The sequence below is a fragment of the Woeseia sp. D3-10 genome (genome assembly GCF_055809415.1).
Window position 1 is genome coordinate 407,700 of sequence record NZ_JBVVTW010000007.1, and the last position, 16,705, is coordinate 424,404.

12 protein-coding genes are annotated in these 16,705 nt (G+C 51.6%); all 12 read right to left on the reverse strand.

What is annotated here, in order from left to right; genetic code table 11:
* Nucleotides 1-28: 28 nt before the first annotated feature.
* The 12 genes from rfbC to nhaB all read right to left on the reverse strand — a co-directional run bounded on the left by rfbC (nucleotide 29) and on the right by nhaB (nucleotide 16,606).
* Complete coding sequence (rfbC, locus tag AC0L8N_RS02575) at nucleotides 29-577, reverse strand: dTDP-4-dehydrorhamnose 3,5-epimerase (protein WP_473666017.1); 549 nt, start codon at nucleotides 575-577, stop codon at nucleotides 29-31.
* A 5-nt stretch (nucleotides 578-582) separates the two neighbouring features.
* The gene (rfbA, locus tag AC0L8N_RS02580) at nucleotides 583-1,464 is read right to left on the reverse strand and encodes a glucose-1-phosphate thymidylyltransferase RfbA (protein WP_473666018.1); all 882 of its coding nucleotides are present in this window, start codon (nucleotides 1,462-1,464) and stop codon (nucleotides 583-585) included.
* Nucleotides 1,464-2,378 carry a dTDP-4-dehydrorhamnose reductase gene (gene rfbD, locus AC0L8N_RS02585; RefSeq protein WP_473666019.1) on the reverse strand — a complete coding sequence of 305 codons (915 nt, stop codon included), beginning with the start codon at nucleotides 2,376-2,378 and terminating at the stop codon, nucleotides 1,464-1,466. Before rfbD ends, rfbA begins: the two co-directional genes overlap by 1 nt.
* A complete protein-coding gene (rfbB, locus tag AC0L8N_RS02590; RefSeq protein ID WP_473666020.1) occupies nucleotides 2,375-3,448 on the reverse strand; it encodes a dTDP-glucose 4,6-dehydratase in 1,074 nt (357 codons plus the stop codon). Before rfbB ends, rfbD begins: the two co-directional genes overlap by 4 nt.
* A gap of 115 nt (nucleotides 3,449-3,563) precedes the next feature.
* Nucleotides 3,564-4,553, reverse strand: coding sequence for a Wzz/FepE/Etk N-terminal domain-containing protein (locus tag AC0L8N_RS02595; protein WP_473666021.1), 990 nt, complete (start codon nucleotides 4,551-4,553; stop codon nucleotides 3,564-3,566).
* A gap of 495 nt (nucleotides 4,554-5,048) precedes the next feature.
* Entirely contained in the window at nucleotides 5,049-7,802 is a 2,754-nt protein-coding gene (locus AC0L8N_RS02600; RefSeq protein WP_473666022.1) for an SLBB domain-containing protein, read from the reverse strand.
* 29 nt (nucleotides 7,803-7,831) lie between these two features.
* Nucleotides 7,832-9,217: a capsule assembly Wzi family protein gene (locus AC0L8N_RS02605; RefSeq protein WP_473666023.1), complete on the reverse strand. Its 1,386-nt coding sequence runs from the start codon at nucleotides 9,215-9,217 to the stop codon at nucleotides 7,832-7,834.
* Between the two features lie 115 nt (nucleotides 9,218-9,332).
* Complete coding sequence (locus tag AC0L8N_RS02610; protein ID WP_473666024.1) at nucleotides 9,333-10,817, reverse strand: capsule assembly Wzi family protein; 1,485 nt, start codon at nucleotides 10,815-10,817, stop codon at nucleotides 9,333-9,335.
* A 159-nt stretch (nucleotides 10,818-10,976) separates the two neighbouring features.
* Nucleotides 10,977-12,635, reverse strand: a complete 1,659-nt coding sequence (gene pgi, locus AC0L8N_RS02615) for a glucose-6-phosphate isomerase (RefSeq protein ID WP_473666025.1) — start codon at nucleotides 12,633-12,635, stop codon at nucleotides 10,977-10,979.
* 1 nt (nucleotide 12,636) lies between these two features.
* Nucleotides 12,637-13,653, reverse strand: coding sequence for an NAD-dependent epimerase (locus AC0L8N_RS02620; protein ID WP_473666026.1), 1,017 nt, complete (start codon nucleotides 13,651-13,653; stop codon nucleotides 12,637-12,639).
* Between the two features lie 21 nt (nucleotides 13,654-13,674).
* Nucleotides 13,675-14,955 carry a Vi polysaccharide biosynthesis UDP-N-acetylglucosamine C-6 dehydrogenase TviB gene (tviB, locus tag AC0L8N_RS02625; protein ID WP_473666027.1) on the reverse strand — a complete coding sequence of 427 codons (1,281 nt, stop codon included), beginning with the start codon at nucleotides 14,953-14,955 and terminating at the stop codon, nucleotides 13,675-13,677.
* Between the two features lie 151 nt (nucleotides 14,956-15,106).
* Nucleotides 15,107-16,606, reverse strand: a complete 1,500-nt coding sequence (gene nhaB / locus AC0L8N_RS02630) for a sodium/proton antiporter NhaB (RefSeq protein WP_473666028.1) — start codon at nucleotides 16,604-16,606, stop codon at nucleotides 15,107-15,109.
* Nucleotides 16,607-16,705: the final 99 nt, after the last annotated feature.

Sequence of the window (16,705 nt, forward strand, 5' to 3'; positions counted from 1 at the left end):
GCGCCACACAGCACCACGGCAGTTTGCCTCATGAGAAACAATCCACATGCCTGAACATCAGCCCACGCTCATCCTTTGCTGATACAACGGGAAGTTCATCACCAGCAATGGGCCATAGAATGCCCAGATCTTTGTCACGCCAATGTATGCACCTTTCTGAATCCGGTGCATAGAAGTCTGTGCACTTGTATTGCACCTCAGCCGATTCCGAAACAACCAGGAACCCGTGTGCAAATCCCGGCGGAATCCACAGCATATGCATATTCGTTGAAGACAAATACTTGCCCACCCACAATCCGAAGGTAGCCGAGCTGCGCCGTAAGTCTACCGCCACATCAAATACTTCGCCGCTTGTAACCCTTACAAGTTTTCCCTGCGGGGACTCGACCTGAAAATGCAGCCCACGCAAAGTATTTCGTACTGAGCGGCTGTGATTATCCTGCACAAAGTCTACGTCGATACCGCCGGCTGCAAACTTGCGACGTTCCCATGATTCGACAAAAAACCCACGCGAATCTTCGTGAACTGTTGGTTTAACGAGGACCACATCCTCTATATCTGTGCGAACAAATTCCATAGACATCAGAAAACTGGATCGTCCAGAATATTGAGCAAGTACTGACCGTAACTTGACTTCGATAATGGCTCAGCCAGCTCCCTTAGTTGCTGCGCATTAATATAGCCCTGCCTAAATGCTGTTTCCTCTGGCGAACTGACCTTCAGTCCTTGCCGCTTCTCGATCGTTTCAATGAATGAAGCCGCCTCCAAAAGCGATTCATGAGTTCCTGTATCAAGCCACGCCATGCCACGCCCCATGAGTTCGACTCGTAGACTATTATTCTTCAAATAGATCATATTCAGATCGGTAATTTCGAGTTCGCCACGTTGCGACGGCCTTATTGTTTTCGCTATATCAACAACACCGGCATCATAAAAATACAAGCCCGTTACTGCATACCGAGAATTAGGCTTGTTTGGCTTTTCTTCCAAGCTAACGGCATTTCCATGTTCATCAAAAGCCACGACGCCATAGCGCTCCGGATCCGTTACAGGATAGGCAAATACGGTTGCGCCATCTCCACGTAAACTTGCCGCCTGAACCAGCGACTGCAAATTCTCTCCGTAAAATATATTGTCGCCGAGTACCAATGCGCTCGGGTGTCCGTCAATAAACTTTTCACCAATAAGGAACGCTTCTGCAAGGCCATTAGGATTCTCTTGCACCGCATAATCAAGATGTATTCCCCACTGCCGTCCATTCCCCAACAAGCCTTGAAACATTGGCGTATGTTCCGGCGTCGATATGATTAAGACTTCGCGAATACCGGCCAACATCAGTGTGCACAATGGGTAGTAAATCATCGGCTTGTCATACACAGGCAGTAACTGCTTGGAAACGGCTTGTGTAACAGGATATAACCGAGTCCCACTCCCCCCAGCCAGTATGATACCTTTCCGATCCATTAGAGCCGCCCTGATTGCTGCTGGAGAATTTCTGAGATCGTTCTTTGAACACCTTGCCGCCAATCAGGCAAGTGCAAATCAAACGTCGCTTTTAGTGCGCCCGTATTCAGACGGGAATTCGCAGGCCTGCGGGCCGGCACTGGATACTCCAAGCTGGTCACTGGGAGTATCGATGTGGTTTTGACGACTTCTTCTGATTCAACACGGGCAACGTTGTCAATCACAAACTTTGCATACTCATACCAATTCGTATAGCCGCCTGCCACGAGATGGTAGACACCTTCCTTTCCGTCCCCTCGCAACAGAGCGTTGATCACATAGCCCGTGACATCGGCAACCAGGTCGGCTCCGGTAGGCGAACCGATCTGGTCCGCTACAACACGCAAAACTTCAGTTGTACGACACAAACTCATCATTTTGCGTAAAAAGTTATTGCCGCGTGCCGAGTAAATCCAGCTCGTTCGGAATATCAAACATCGGCAACCACTTTCTACAACAGCCTTGTCTCCCGCCAGCTTGGATTTACCATAGACATTAATCGGGTCGCCATCGTCAGTCTCTATCCAAGGCCTATCGCCAGCCCCACTGTAGACGTAATCACTTGAAAAGTGGACCAATAACGAGCCGTGGTCTAATGCGAGGCGCGCAAGGTGCTGAGGAGCAACTGCGTTGACCGTCATTGCCGTTTCTGACAGAGATTCAGCCATATCGACATTAGTAAATGCCGCCGCGTTCACAATGACGTCTGGGCGCAGCGCATCTACTAGTCGCTTAACCTCCGCGTGATCTTCAAGGTTTCCAGATCCTGCCAGTGTCACCTGCCTGCCAAGTGGTACGAGATCACCTAATGGCGCGAGCGATCTTTGCAACTCCCAACCGAGCTGACCATTGCAACCAAACAGCAGAATCTTCACTGATTTTCATTCCGCATCTGGTAATTCGTCCTAATCCAATTCTTGTAATCGCCGGATTGCACCCGATTTACCCACATTGAATTGTCGATATACCATTGGATCGTCTTTTTGATTCCTGATTCAAACTTCGCGGACGGACGCCACCCAAGCTCGTGGGCGATGCGGCTGTCATCTATTGCATAACGGCGGTCATGGCCCGGCCTATCTTCTACAAACTCAATCAATCGATCATGAGGCCCTAACTTACTCGGTCGCAACTGATCAAGATTGGTACAGATTAGTCGGACAACATCCAGGTTGCTCATTTCGCTTCGACCACCAATATTGTAAGTCCGAGCTGGTCGCCCATACATGAAAACATGGCGCAGCGCGTACGCATGGTCGTCGACATACAACCAATCGCGAATGTTATCGCCTGTCCCGTACACCGGTAACGCTTTACCCGCAAGCGCATTGAGAATCACCAGTGGAATCAGCTTCTCGGGAAACTGGTAAGGGCCATAGTTGTTGGAGCAATTGGTTAGCAAAACTGGCAGTCGATAAGTACGCCCCCACGAGCGCACCAAATGGTCACTTGCTGCCTTGCTGGCCGCATATGGCGAGCTCGGCGCATACGGATGATCTTCTGTAAACGGAGAGTCGTCTGGACCAAGGTCTCCATACACTTCATCCGTTGAAACGTGCAGGAATTTAAATCGCTGCTGACGGCTTGATGGCTGCTTTCGCCAATACTCACGGGCCACTTCAAGTAATGTGCAGGTGCCTACGACATTGGTGCTTACGAATTCTGCGGGGCCTTGAATTGAGCGATCGACGTGCGATTCAGCTGCAAGGTGAATCACGCCATCGGGCTGATATTCGTCAAAAATACGTGCAATATCCGCACGATTACAAATGTCCGCTTGCTCGAAATAATGTCGTGGATTGTCGATGACCGACAGTAACGAGTCCATATTGCCTGCATACGTCAACTTATCAACATTAATAACGATATCATTCGTCTCGTTCACAAGTTGACGTATCAACGTGGATCCAATAAACCCTGCACCGCCTGTAACCAAAATCTTCATCAGCTACTGACTCCTAATGTCCACGCTGCTGCGACGAAACGCGCGCCTCATTTTTGACTACACGCCACTAATTAAACCTTGGGATGAAACAACGCTTTTTCCGGGATAGTTACCATCATGCAACCGATTCCGGCTGGGCAGCAGAGCAACCGTCGCTTTGCATCATTGATCGACGTCGTATGCCATACCGTATCAATGTAGCGAACAAAGAACACACGGTGCCAAAAATGAAAGCCAGCAACACAATCAATAGTTTTTTTGGCCTAATCGCTTGCTTTGGCGGTTGCGCACTATCGATCACCTTGTACGAAAATTCGTCCGCGCCGTTCGCCAACATTGCCTTCTGCAGTTCCGTTTCGATAAGGCTTCCGATTGCGTCACGCAATGATACAACATTGGCTGCCTCCATCTGCTCCTGCAAATAGACTATATTTCTTTGAGCATCCCGCAAGGCCTGGTCCCTAGTATATGAATTCAACCGAATAACAAGGTCGGTAGCCCACTCTGCGGCAACAGCCGGGTCCGTCCATTCAATACTCAGTGTTACCAAGCCCGTTTGACCATCCCGGGACAATCCATGTACTTCCTCCCTAAACAATTTGACGCCATCCTCTAAATCAGGGGCGTCCTCGGATTCATCGATAATCCAGGTACCACGTTCCGCATCCCAATTCTCCGCAAACAACACAGGCAACAGCGCATTGTCTGAAATAAATCCCCGAATAAAATCCCTCGAGCTGAGTACTGCAAATGCCTCAACGTCGTCGGATTTACCCAGATTAATTCCAGCGAGGCCCGCAAGACCACCTAAACTGCCTAGTCGGGCGGATATGCCCTGAGGAGCATTGTCGGTGACCGGCGACAATAATGTTTCTGCCCGATACCACTCGGCTGCCGTAATGGCATATAACACTGCCAGCAAAACGAAAATAAAATCAATCGCCACAATGAACCATTTGCCGCGCCAAATTAGTCGCCAAAGTTCAACAATATCAATTTCACTACCTCTACCTCCATCAGGCGAAACAACTAAAACCGGCCGTACGCCAGATTGGTCGCCAGGCGTTCGTACCTGTTTCGTATTTTCTTCCTGCTCAATTTTCATTTCTATTCGCCACGACTGAAATGTATTGACTCTTGGCCAACCCTATCTAACACGCATTCTTGGCCAAAATTACGATCGGCATTGAACGCAATCGCCTTCTTCTCTCATGACTGTATCAAGAGTTGGTCGAGTCAACTGATCAATTGCCAATGGCTTAGTATCACATCAAGCCGATTGACCCAAACGAAATAGTTTTCGCGAGCACGCTTCACCGTCAAATTGATCTGTTGTTCGTAAACCCTGAGCCAATGAACTGCCCGAACGCTTCGCTGGTCGTTCTTGCAACGATTAGACATTGCCCTCTCGATTTGCACTGCGAGACATCAAGGAGATCAACGCTCGTCGCCACCGACTGTGGAGTCGCGGCCAAATATACCGGTCGGGCAGCCTATCCTGAGTCTACCTAAATTCGCGCCGATCGTAGTTTATTGGCCACTCGCACGAGTGGCTGAAAAGCCAACTGGTACGTGCACCCTTCCCGCATACATGCCGACTCTATCTATCAAAAGTCCTAATTGCCGCTACCGCGATCGCTGACTGATAGAATATTTGGGACACATTTGTCCAGAATGTCAGCGGCCGGATTCTATCGGTTTCGACAGGAATTACTATAGTATCACCGGGCCGAATCTCCGTGCCAACATCACGCCTGAACCATTTCGATCGATTCGCGGACACGACTGCACCACTCGCCCTGACTACGTATATCAATTTTTTGTCGGCCTTCCGCGTCAGACCGCCACTAAACGAAATATAATCATCGCGAGTCAGACCTTCCTTGTATAGGTGCGATGTCGGATACTGTGCCTCTCCAATTACCGTCACTTCCTGTGATACTCCTGGCACGAGCAGCCTGTCTCCATCTCTTAATTCAACATCGATATCCGCCCTGGCCCCACGCTCGGTAAGTCTTGTCCGATTGAGGTCGATTACGAGCCGGCCAACTGCTTCAGTATCGCGCAGTTGCTTTAGTAGAGTCTGTCCCACCTGAAGAGCTTCAGTACCAGTGCTGTCTAAGGATTCAAGTGACATGCTTGCGATATCACTTTCGATCCGGCGGGCAAGCATATCCATTTGATCTTGCTCTCGCGTTCTCAAATCGTCGCGTAGAAAAATTGTGCCTTCTGCAAAAGCCTGCTCGGTCAACCCTCCCGCACGCTCGAGGACTTCACGCAGAGTTTCACCGCGAGAAATCTGATACTCACCAGGAAACTGAATTTCACCTTCAAGCGTAACGGACCAGTCAGAATCCCAGTTGGGAACCCTGTTGATCCTTAGATTGTCATATGGTGCCAGTAGTAAATTGGCACTGGACTCACCATTAAGCACTGCCCTGAGATCTACGTCGATAACTTCTTTCGCTCGACGTATGCCATCTTGCACGGCGAATCGAGTCAGCTCCGCTTCATCAAGATAGGCGCCTTCCGACAGGTTACCGCCAGCCCGGATCAGATCGCCAATCCTCATTTCCTCTTCCAACGGATACGCGCCAGGTGCACGAACAGAACCAGTCACTCGCACCTCTCGGTATGGCGTATTCGCATCCGCACGTATTCGTAATTCTTCAAGAATCGGCGCGATGGTGCGCTGCCGGCCAAACTCCAAGTCAAAGACATGCACTATGTCGCGCGGCTGCAGTAATAAATTGCTGCCGGATTGAGGGGCCGAGAGAGCAGCTGACAGATCAGCGGACAGTATTCGAATTCGTCGATCCGGCATATGCTCGCGTCGAATCAGTACATAGTTGGAATCTGCATTTAACTCAAGGTCTGATAACGTAGGCAGCAAATCCGTAAGTCGCATACCTGCATGCCATTCTCGCGGGCCGGGCCGCCGCACATGGCCATCCAGATTTACTGCTTGCGTCAAATCCGGAAGCACTTTTGGCACCATCAGCAAATCACCGGCTCGTATTCCGGCAGATCGACCTTCTAGGCTATCAAGATCGACACTTAGTACTGTACGCGTTTTATCGCTACCAATACGTTCGACAGTGCTGCTTCGCGGAAAAGAGTCCGGCATCAGGCCGCCGGCCAATTCCAGCGCTTTGGAAAAGGTGATTGTTTCCTTCGCTTCGTAAATCGCTGGCCGACGCACGGCCCCCCCTACCGTGAAGGTCACTCCCACAGGCGGCACGAAGATTACATCTCCTTGCTGTAGTCGTGCGTCATTCGACGTATCACCACTTAATAACAGATCGTATAAGTCGAAGTTCGCAACGGTTTCTCCTCGACGCTTTAGCTGGATCTTTCGCAGCGAACCCACCTTACTTATTCCGCCGCTGCGATAGAGCGAGCTACTGATAGTTGCCATGCTACTGACAATATACGAACCGGGGCGATTGACATCGCCCATCACGAATACTCGAATTTTGCGCAACGCGCCCATTGCGACGCTTGCTTGCGTACCGATCATGGCCTGCTGAATAAGCCGATCTAAACTAGCCCGTACCTCAGAAAAACGAAGACCAGCGACATTCATCGGGCCAATCTCTGGAATATTTATCATTCCGTCGCGGCTTACTTCCAGATCATAGTTGCTGTTAATGTTGCCAAACAGCTGCAACCGAACGTTGTCGCCGGGGCCAAGCACGTAGTCCGGGGGCACCGGACCGGACTGGTCTGGCTCGAAACTCCCATCTGCCGTTTCGAAGACACCATAACCGAACGGTTCCAGCGCGGCCGAGCCAACCGACTCCACCCCAAGAATACTTGCTTGAATAACGAATGGAGCCAATTCCTGCTCGGCAGCGAGGCGTTCTACAATTTTCTCTACTGTCAGCCCCAGAAGGGCGATATCGCCGAGCCCGGGCAACGTCAAAATTCCGGAATCATCTAGTTCATAGAAATGACTGCCAACAATGCGACTAAGTGCTGGGTCGTCGTCGATATCTTTGAGCTTATTCGTCGTAAGATCGTTTTTCGGTGTGAACGTAACTACCAGGCTACCTCCAGCCTCTGCACGGGGCATTGTGAACAACTCTTTGCGCACCCCGCTTGTCTGCAATTGCTTTTCAGTATTCGATGCACTCTGCTGGCTCCTGTCGCTATCGGTCTGAATCGACACGTTCGGTTGCTGAGACTGGAACTCACGCAATGCATCGAGTGCCTGCTGCCGTTGGGTTGGCGGCAATTGGTTGATCATTCGCATCTGTTCTGCCGATAGCTGCTTGCCTTGCGCCAATGTCGGCCCTGACCAACCAACAACCAGCAGAGCTGCTATAAACATAGTGGCAGCCAAGCTGGCCATAGTATTACCACTTACTATTCTTATTCGAGTCATTCTGTTGTCCACTGTACAAATCCACTCACATCTGTCGACGAACGGTCGCTGACCTTATCGTCAAGTTGGCTTAGTCCGAGTCCAAAGCGAAATCTGCCAAAGTGCGTCAGTCGATCATGGCTCATCTGAATATCAGTTAGTTCCTGAGGCGTGGCGGACAAAGTATGCCGGTCATTCGGTGCACCGACGCGGTTGATATCTATGTAACGAAAAGTGAAGCTCCAAAGATGACCGGCAGATTGTACCAATGTTGATCCAAGTGAGTAGGCCAAACCGTCACCATCCATGCCATGCCCTAGAGAACGGCCATTGTATCGAAATCCGGTCCGGTATATGCCGTGCTCATAGCCGCAGTTTGCTTGGATCTGGCTAAAGCCAAGCCCGCCGTCACGACAACTGGATTCAGAAACTTCGACATGAGTTCTATGTTGCAAGCTGTTCAATCTACCCCAATGCTCTATGCCAGCTTGTCGCAACCACGATCCGATTTCCGGACCTCCAGCACGCGTGTCCTCACCTATCATTTGTACGTAGACGGCAACAGGCACCTTACGTGGCAACGTCCATCGCAGATCGAAGCCTGCCAACTGATTGCCCGGTTCATCTTCATCATCGACATTGACGCCGCTATTGTCCCGGCCCAACAACAAATCTACAAAAGTGGAACCTGAACAAGGGCGCCCATCTCCACACCACTGCGCTGCACGCGACAGCCCGATTTCTAGTCCGCTCGAAGGTCGAAACGCTACACGCATTCCGAACAGAGACGTATCATTGATTGTTCGCTCATCATCCAATTGCCCCATGAAGGCACTAAATGTCCAGGGACCAACCCAGCTCAACCATCGCGACTTGAATGGCTTCGACGCATTTCGTTGCAGACCCACAGCAGGAACTGGCCGCGCATTACTGGAAGCGATTAGGCCGCCATCGCGCCCGGGCCCCCACCAACGCTCTGGCCATCCGGCAGAGATCATCCAATTGCCGAAAACCACGCCAGCGTAGGATCCGTCGGGCCGAAACTGCTCACCGTCAACCGGGCTCGAAACACCGGTCACGCGCAGATCGAACGAGAGCCGGTTTCCAGTCCAACGTATACCGGCCCCGACCTCACCATTTTCTCTGGGTTGATCCTCGAATGAGCGAATTTCGCGAGGCTTGCTCGCTGCGCCTAATGATAGGCGATATCCTACCTGCCCAGCCTCCGTTTCAACGCGTATCCATTCACGAACTCTTTGATAAGCTTCAATGTTACCCATAGTCAAAGTGCCTGGATCGGTCCGATCCAAAGCATCGACAATGTCGGCAACTGATACCGGCCATGTATTGAGTGGCACATCAGTGACACTGGTATCATTCAAGAGCTGCAGGTCATACCGCAACCGCAAGTCTCCTGGTGCGGCAAACGGCCCGGCCGCTGCTGCCCCACTTACGATGCTCACGAACAGCATTAATGTCGAGAAGAGCCGAACTTGATGCTGCACTGCTTTTCTCACTTTAATACGCGCTGCGCCACTGTAAGTATGCCCGCGCCTCGTCGCGGCTCTCGACGCCCGTACGACTGACTTGCTCGAATCCGACACCGATATCAAGTGCACCGTGAGAAAGTATGTGTACATAGCTCAAGTCCAGACTCAGAATATCCTCCGGTTCAGATGTAACGGTATTTCGAATATCAATTGCCGCTCCTCGATTCAATTCACCGAATCGTGCAAGAAGTCGCCACTGAGTATTCTCGGCATCAGCTAGCACAAGACCGGTGGCGATCAGTCGTGCGTCATTATCCGCCCCGTGACCGATCGCGCGGCCGCGATAACGGTAACCTGTTTGATAGATCGAGTGGTTATACGCGCAGTTGAAGATGCCACCCGATTCATAAAAGTTGCAACTGGTAATTGCCACTTCACCGAACCATCGATACGACCAATGCTCCCCCCACATACCGCTGCCATCAACGCCCAGTTGTCCAAGGTAGCGACTGGGGAAACCACCAGCTTCATCTTCTCCAATGAACTGGCCGTAGAAGGCCACGGGTAGTTCAGCAATAAGCGTCGACCAGCGAAAGTCAAGACCCGCCATTTGGTTGCCGGGTTCATTCTCGTCGTCAATACCTGCGTCACCAATATTGTCTCGTCCCGATAGCAGATCAAGGAAAGTGCCAGCATCACACGATCGACCGTCACCACACCACTGGGCTGCACGTGACAAACCGATCTCGAGAGAGCGCAACGGCCGAAAAGCCACTCGCATACCGAAGAACAGGGCATTAGGCACGTATCGATCACTTTCAAGTTGCCCCATCATCACGCTCAGATCCCACGGGCCAATCCATCTCAGCCAAGGCGATTGAAAGGCGTCCGTAAAATTTCGATCCACACTTATGGCCGGAATCGGGCGCGCATTGTTGGAAAGAATCAGGCTGCCGTCCCAACCCGGCCCCCACCAACGATCAAGCGTGTTGGCCGATATCAGGTAGTTGCCAATAGCAACGCCGAGGAAAGTGCCATCCATTCGCGTTTCGCCGCTACCGTAAGTTTGATCGACCGCCTGACCTTTGAGGGTTGCACTGAACCGGTCTCCAATCCATGAAACCCCAGCGCCAGCCTCCAGAAACTCACGCGGTGTATTTTCGAATGAACGAATCCGCTTCGGTTTATCTACCGCCCCGACTTCTGCCGAAAATTGCAATTCATGCGTGCGGGTTTCCCACGCCGCCCGCGAGCGAATTCTTGCCAGCGAAGCCGCCAAATCACTCGCCTCGAGCACGGCGGAGTCAGCCGCACTAATATCCGCCAGGATCGGACCCCAAGCCAATGGCCAACTAGTAACGGGCCCTGTAATGACCCCCCGATCAGCAAGTACCTGAATATCGTGCCGCAACAAGCTGTCGCCGGCCTGCATAACGGGGCCCGCTACGCCATTTCGCACACTGAACAGCACGATAGCTAACAGGCCGATCGCAATTTTAATGTTACTTTTCAATATATTACGACTTATCATGGTGCAGGACGACTATTCGTGCAATGCAGTACGAAAGAACGGTCGAAACCGACCATGGGGGCAGTGCGACATCGTAGTTGGCTACCCTGATGACCGCAAGACGATAGATGCAGCCGATCGCGTCTTACAATCCTATCGGCCCTACTCTTGCTCTTCAATGCGCGCTAGAAGTCGTGCTGTCGATTGATTTGTACCGCGATAGGGTTCGGAACCATTAACGGTGTCCGCCAAATTGCTTGCCAATCGCTTGCCAAGCTCAACACCGTATTGATCGAAAGAATTAATTCCCCAAACAACACTTTCAACGAAAACTTTGTGCTCGTATAGCGCAACTAGTTGCCCCAGTACTTCGGGGGTCAGTCTCGGGAACAATAAAGTGTTACTTGGGTGGTTGCCGGCATGCTCTTTGTGCCGCGCGATCCAAGTTGCTGCGCGGGCACGGCTGCCGGATACAATGAGCTCCTGTTTGATCGTTGATGCATCAACTCCATCCATCAGTGCTTCGCTCTGGGCTAGGCAATTGGCTATAGCGAGGTTCTGCTGACTCTGGTCGCCGCCCGAAGAAAATGTCGGCAAAAGGAAATCAACTGGAATGAGATGTGTGCCTTGATGCAACATCTGGTAGAACGAGTGTTGCGCGTTTGAACCGGACTCACCCCAGACAACCTGTCCGGTCGATACCTTTACCGGCTTACCATCCAGGCGAACGCTCTTGCCGTTACTCTCCATCTGCAGCTGCTGCAAATAAGCAGGAAAGCGATCTAGGCGATTGTCATAGGGCAATACTGCGTGCGACTCAGCCCCGTAGAAATTGTTGTACCAGACGGCAATCATTGCCATCTGTATGGGCATGTTCTCCTCAGGGGGCGCCTGACGAAAATGTAGATCCATGCGGCGGCCACCGGCAAGCAGCGCCCGGAAATTCTCCATACCAATAACCAACGCCAGCGACAGCCCCACTGCCGACCACAGCGAATAACGGCCGCCCACCCAGTCCCAGAAGCCGAAACGGAAATCTGGATTTATACCGAATGCGTCCATCGCTCCGTGATTGGTCGAGGCCGCTGCAAAGTGCGCTGATACCGCCTGCTCACCCAAGGTCGATTGAATCCATGCTCGCGCGGCATTGGCGTTGGTCATGGTTTCGAGCGTCGTAAATGTCTTCGAGCAAACGATGAACAGGGTGCGAGACGGGTCTAGCTCCTGCTTCAAATCGCTAAGCTGAGTGCCATCGACATTCGACACGCTGTGAAAGCGCATGCCGTCCTGCCAGTATTCACGCAATGCGCGTGAAGCCATTACCGGTCCCAGGTCGGAACCGCCGATACCGATATTGACGATATCGGTTAACCGTTCACCTGTGTCACCTCGGTGCCGCCCCCCAAGTACCGACTCAACAAACGCTTCCATTTCCGTCAACACGCGCCATACGTCGCGCACACCTGGAACTTCGAGTGCCACCTGGTCAGACATCTTGGATCGGAGCGCGACGTGCAGAACGGCACGTTCTTCCGTAACGTTCAGCTGTTCGCCATTAAACATCGATTCAATGGCTGTCGGTACACCCGCCTCTTTCGCCAGCGAGAACAGCAATTTCTGCGTGGTTGCCGTCAACAGGTTCTTTGAAAAATCCAAATATAGATCGCCGTCTTCTAGCGAGAATTTCTCAGCCCTGTTTCTATCGCAGGTAAATAATTGACGTATATCCGCGTGCCTCATCGAGGACTTATAGTGATCCTTTAGAAGTTGCCAAGCCGGTAAATCCAGCGGATAACGAGAGCTCAATATAGGTTGTGACACGTTATTTCATATCCACGTTGTAGTAATCCAGATACCACGCCACAAACCGACGTACACCTTCTGAAACCGGAGTTGCTGGTTTGTAGCCGACGTCTGTAGCAAGATCTGTCGCGTCCGCGTAGGTGTCAGGAACGTCGCCCGGCTGCAATGGAAGTAAATTCTTTTCTGCCTTGCGCCCGAGACAATCTTCGATGACTTCGATGTAGTGCATCAGTTCAACGGGCTGCTGATTACCAATATTATAGATTCGGTACGGTGCACTACTCGTCCCTGGATCCGGATCGGCTGCATTCCATTCTTCATTCGGCCCGGCGGTATGATCCATCGTTCGAACAACACCTTCGACAATATCATCGACGTAAGTGAAATCGCGGCGATGTTTGCCGTAGTTAAATACATCGATTGGCTCACCTGCAATTATCGCCCGAGTAAACAAGAACAAAGCCATGTCAGGCCGGCCGTATGGCCCGTAAACTGTAAAGAATCGCAGTCCAGTTGTCGGCAATCGGTACAAATTTGAGTACGTATGAGCCATCAACTCATTTGCTTTCTTCGTAGCGCCGTATAACGCCAGAGGATGGTCGACATTCTGGTGAATAGAAAATGGCATAGCCGTATTGGCGCCGTAGACTGAACTCGAAGAAGCATAAACCAGGTGTTGGACATCGTTGTGCCGACATCCTTCCAGAATGTGCAGCGTACCCACGATGTTACTCTCGATATACGAATGTGGATTCTCGATCGAATAACGTACGCCCGCCTGAGCTGCAAGGTGTACTACTTTGTCAAAGCGCTCATCACGAAACAATTCTTCAATGCCATCACGGTCGGCCAACTCCATTCGGACCATACGGAAGTTGTCGTGCTTATCCAGCATCCCGGCTCGCGACTCCTTCAATGACACATCGTAGTAGTTATTAAAATTATCCAGCCCGATGACTGTGTCACCTCGTTCCAACAACGTCTTCGATGTATGGAAGCCGATAAACCCGGCCGCGCCGGTCACAAGTATCTTCATGGTATTGCTCCGCGCGCCGAATTAGAGTCGGTCATCGCTTTCGGTCGCCGACAGTAAATACTTCACGTCGTAAATTACCGACGTTTCTTTACCAAATGCACGTACACCTGCCGCGCCCATTTCTTTAAACTGATTGTGTGCAACTGCGACAACGACAACATCGTATGCGCCGTGCCTAGGATGTTCTGTCATTTTCACGCCGTATTCAGCGTGTGCTTCACTTGAGTCTATCCAGGGATCGTGTACGTCAACCGCAGCACCATAGGATGAAAGCTCGCGCACAATATCTATTGCCTTGGTGTTTCTTACATCCGGGCAGTTTTCCTTGAACGCCAGCCCAAGCACTAGAATTCGGCTATCCAGTGGCTGTATACCCTTGGCGATCATGTTCTTTATGATTCGCGACGATACGTACAGTGCCATATTGTCATTGATACGACGCCCGGCCAAAATCATTTGCGGGTGGTAGCCAAGTTGTTGCGCCTTATAGGTGAGGTAATACGGATCAACACCTATACAGTGCCCACCTACTAAACCAGGTCGGAACGGCAGGAAGTTCCATTTCGTACCGGCTGCCAGCAATACTTCCTCGGTATCGATTTCCATCCGCTCAAAAATCATGGCCAACTCATTGACTAACGCAATATTCACATCACGTTGAGTGTTCTCGATTACCTTTGCAGCTTCGGCGACACGAATACTCGATGCCTTATAAGTACCGGCGGTGATAATCGATGCATAGACACTATCAATATAATCAGCTACCGCGGGAGTTGAGCCGGAAGTTACCTTCAAAATTGAGGGTAGGCGATGTTGCTTGTCACCAGGATTAATTCGTTCCGGGCTGTAACCTGCGAAGAAATCTTTATTGAGTTTCAATCCTGAATCACGTTCGAGGATAGGTACGCAAAACTCTTCTGTTGCGCCCGGAAACACGGTGGATTCGTAAACCACAATATCGTCAGGTGCCAAGACCTTACCTAATGTTTCGCTGGCAAGACGCAATGGCAACAGGAGTGGTCGATTGTCGTTGCTGACCGGTGTCGGCACAGTGACAATGTAGAAATTGCAGCTTTTCAGTGCTTCGATGTCGTCTGAGAAACTGAGGTGCGTAGCCGTCGCCAACTCATCTGAGTCAACTTCAAGCGTCGAATCTTTGCCCGATTTCAGCTCGGCAATGCGACCCGCTTTGACGTCAAAACCCAGAGTCGGGTACTTCCGTCCAAACTCAACCGCAAGCGGCAGGCCTACGTAACCAAGGCCGATGACGCCTATGCGGATCTTACTGATATCGAATGACATTTAGGGTGTCCGGAACGTGTTATTGGGCCGCCTTAAATAGCACGCCATGGCGTCAGGAACATGGATGCCGCGCACATTCCGGGACTTCCAGCGCTACTAGTGGCTACTTTCTGAAAAAAGGCTGCCCGCCGAAGCGGGCAGCCTGGTCTGTCTACAGATAAATCAGCGCCAGCATGCCAGCGGTGCTCATCGATATTGTGTACGGCAAAGCCTTGTAGACCATCCGGCCGTATGACAATCGAATTAGCGGTGCCAAAGCCGAGGTCAGCAGGAACAGGAACGCTGCCTGACCGTTCGGTGTTGCCACACTGGGGATATTGGTGCCGGTGTTAATCGCAATCGCCAGCGCGTCAAACTGCTCGCGACTGATAGCGCCGCTTTCATAGATGCCCGCCAACTCCGTGATGTACACGGTAGCCACGAAGACATTGTCGCTGATCATCGACAGCACACCGTTTGCGGCAAAGAACAACGCTTCCTGAGTCTTTCCTTCGTAAGTCATGACCCAGTTAATGATCGGCGAAAACAGCCCCTGATGATCGATAACCGCGACTATTGCAAAGAACACGACCAGCAGTGCAGTGAACGGCAGCGCTTCTTCAAACGCATGACCGATCCGATGCTCTTCTGTCACACCATTAAAGGCTGTCGCCAGAACGATAACCATCAGACCAACGATACCGGGTTCCGCCAGATGCAAGCCAAGCGCAATACACAGCAATAGCGCGACGACAGCCTGTACACCAATGGCCATTTTCTCTTCACGGGTGCGCTTCGCGCTCATTTCTTTGTCGTAGTCGCTCAGCACCTCGCGTACTCGGTCCGACAGCTTGGTTCCGTAGCCGAACGCTCCGGTCAGTTCCAGCAGGACGCACGTAGTCAGGCCAACGGCCAGAACCGGCATTGAGATATGCGCCATCATCAGGAAGAACGGCACGAATTCCCAGCCCATGATCTCACCGATCAGCAAATTCTGCGGTTCACCCACCAAGGTGGATACACCGCCCAGTGCTGTACCAACTGCACCGTGCATCATCAGGTCCCGCAGGAACGCCCGGAATTGTTCGAGATCAGCCCGGTGCAGGTCCCCAACATCGCTGTCGGTGCCCGCATCGTGACTGGTATCAAACGACTTGCCGGATGCCACCTTGTGGTAGACGCCGTAAAACCCGGCAGCCACGGTAATTATCACGGCCGTAACCGTCAACGCATCGAGAAACGCCGACAGCAATGCCGCCATGAACGAAAACATCAAGGACAGCAGAACTTTGGAGCGAACGCCCAACAATATCTTGGTGAACACGAACAACAGCATGTCACGCAAGAAGTAGATGCCGGCGACCATGAACATCAGCAACATGATTACCGTGAAGTTGAGTTCCGCTTCATGGAACACCATTTCTGGCGTCGCCAGACCGATTACTATGGCCTCAATCGCCAACAATCCGCCGGGCTGCAATGGGTAACACTTCAACGCCATGGCAAGCGTGAAAATAAACTGCAGGACGATAATCCAACCGGCAATGAACGGTCCGACCGTCAGTACCAGAATCGGGTTCAGGATCAAGAAGCCGATAATTGTCAGCTTGTACCAAACCGGTGATTGCCCAAGAAAATTCTTGCGGAACGCCTCCGCCATCGTATGTGTCATAGCCCTTCCAGGTATTTTGTCTTAAATGTTGCGGGCCTGAGCCCCCGATATGAAGCACTGCGCTGCCACCCCCCTGGTGGCGATTCGCGCCCGAGGATT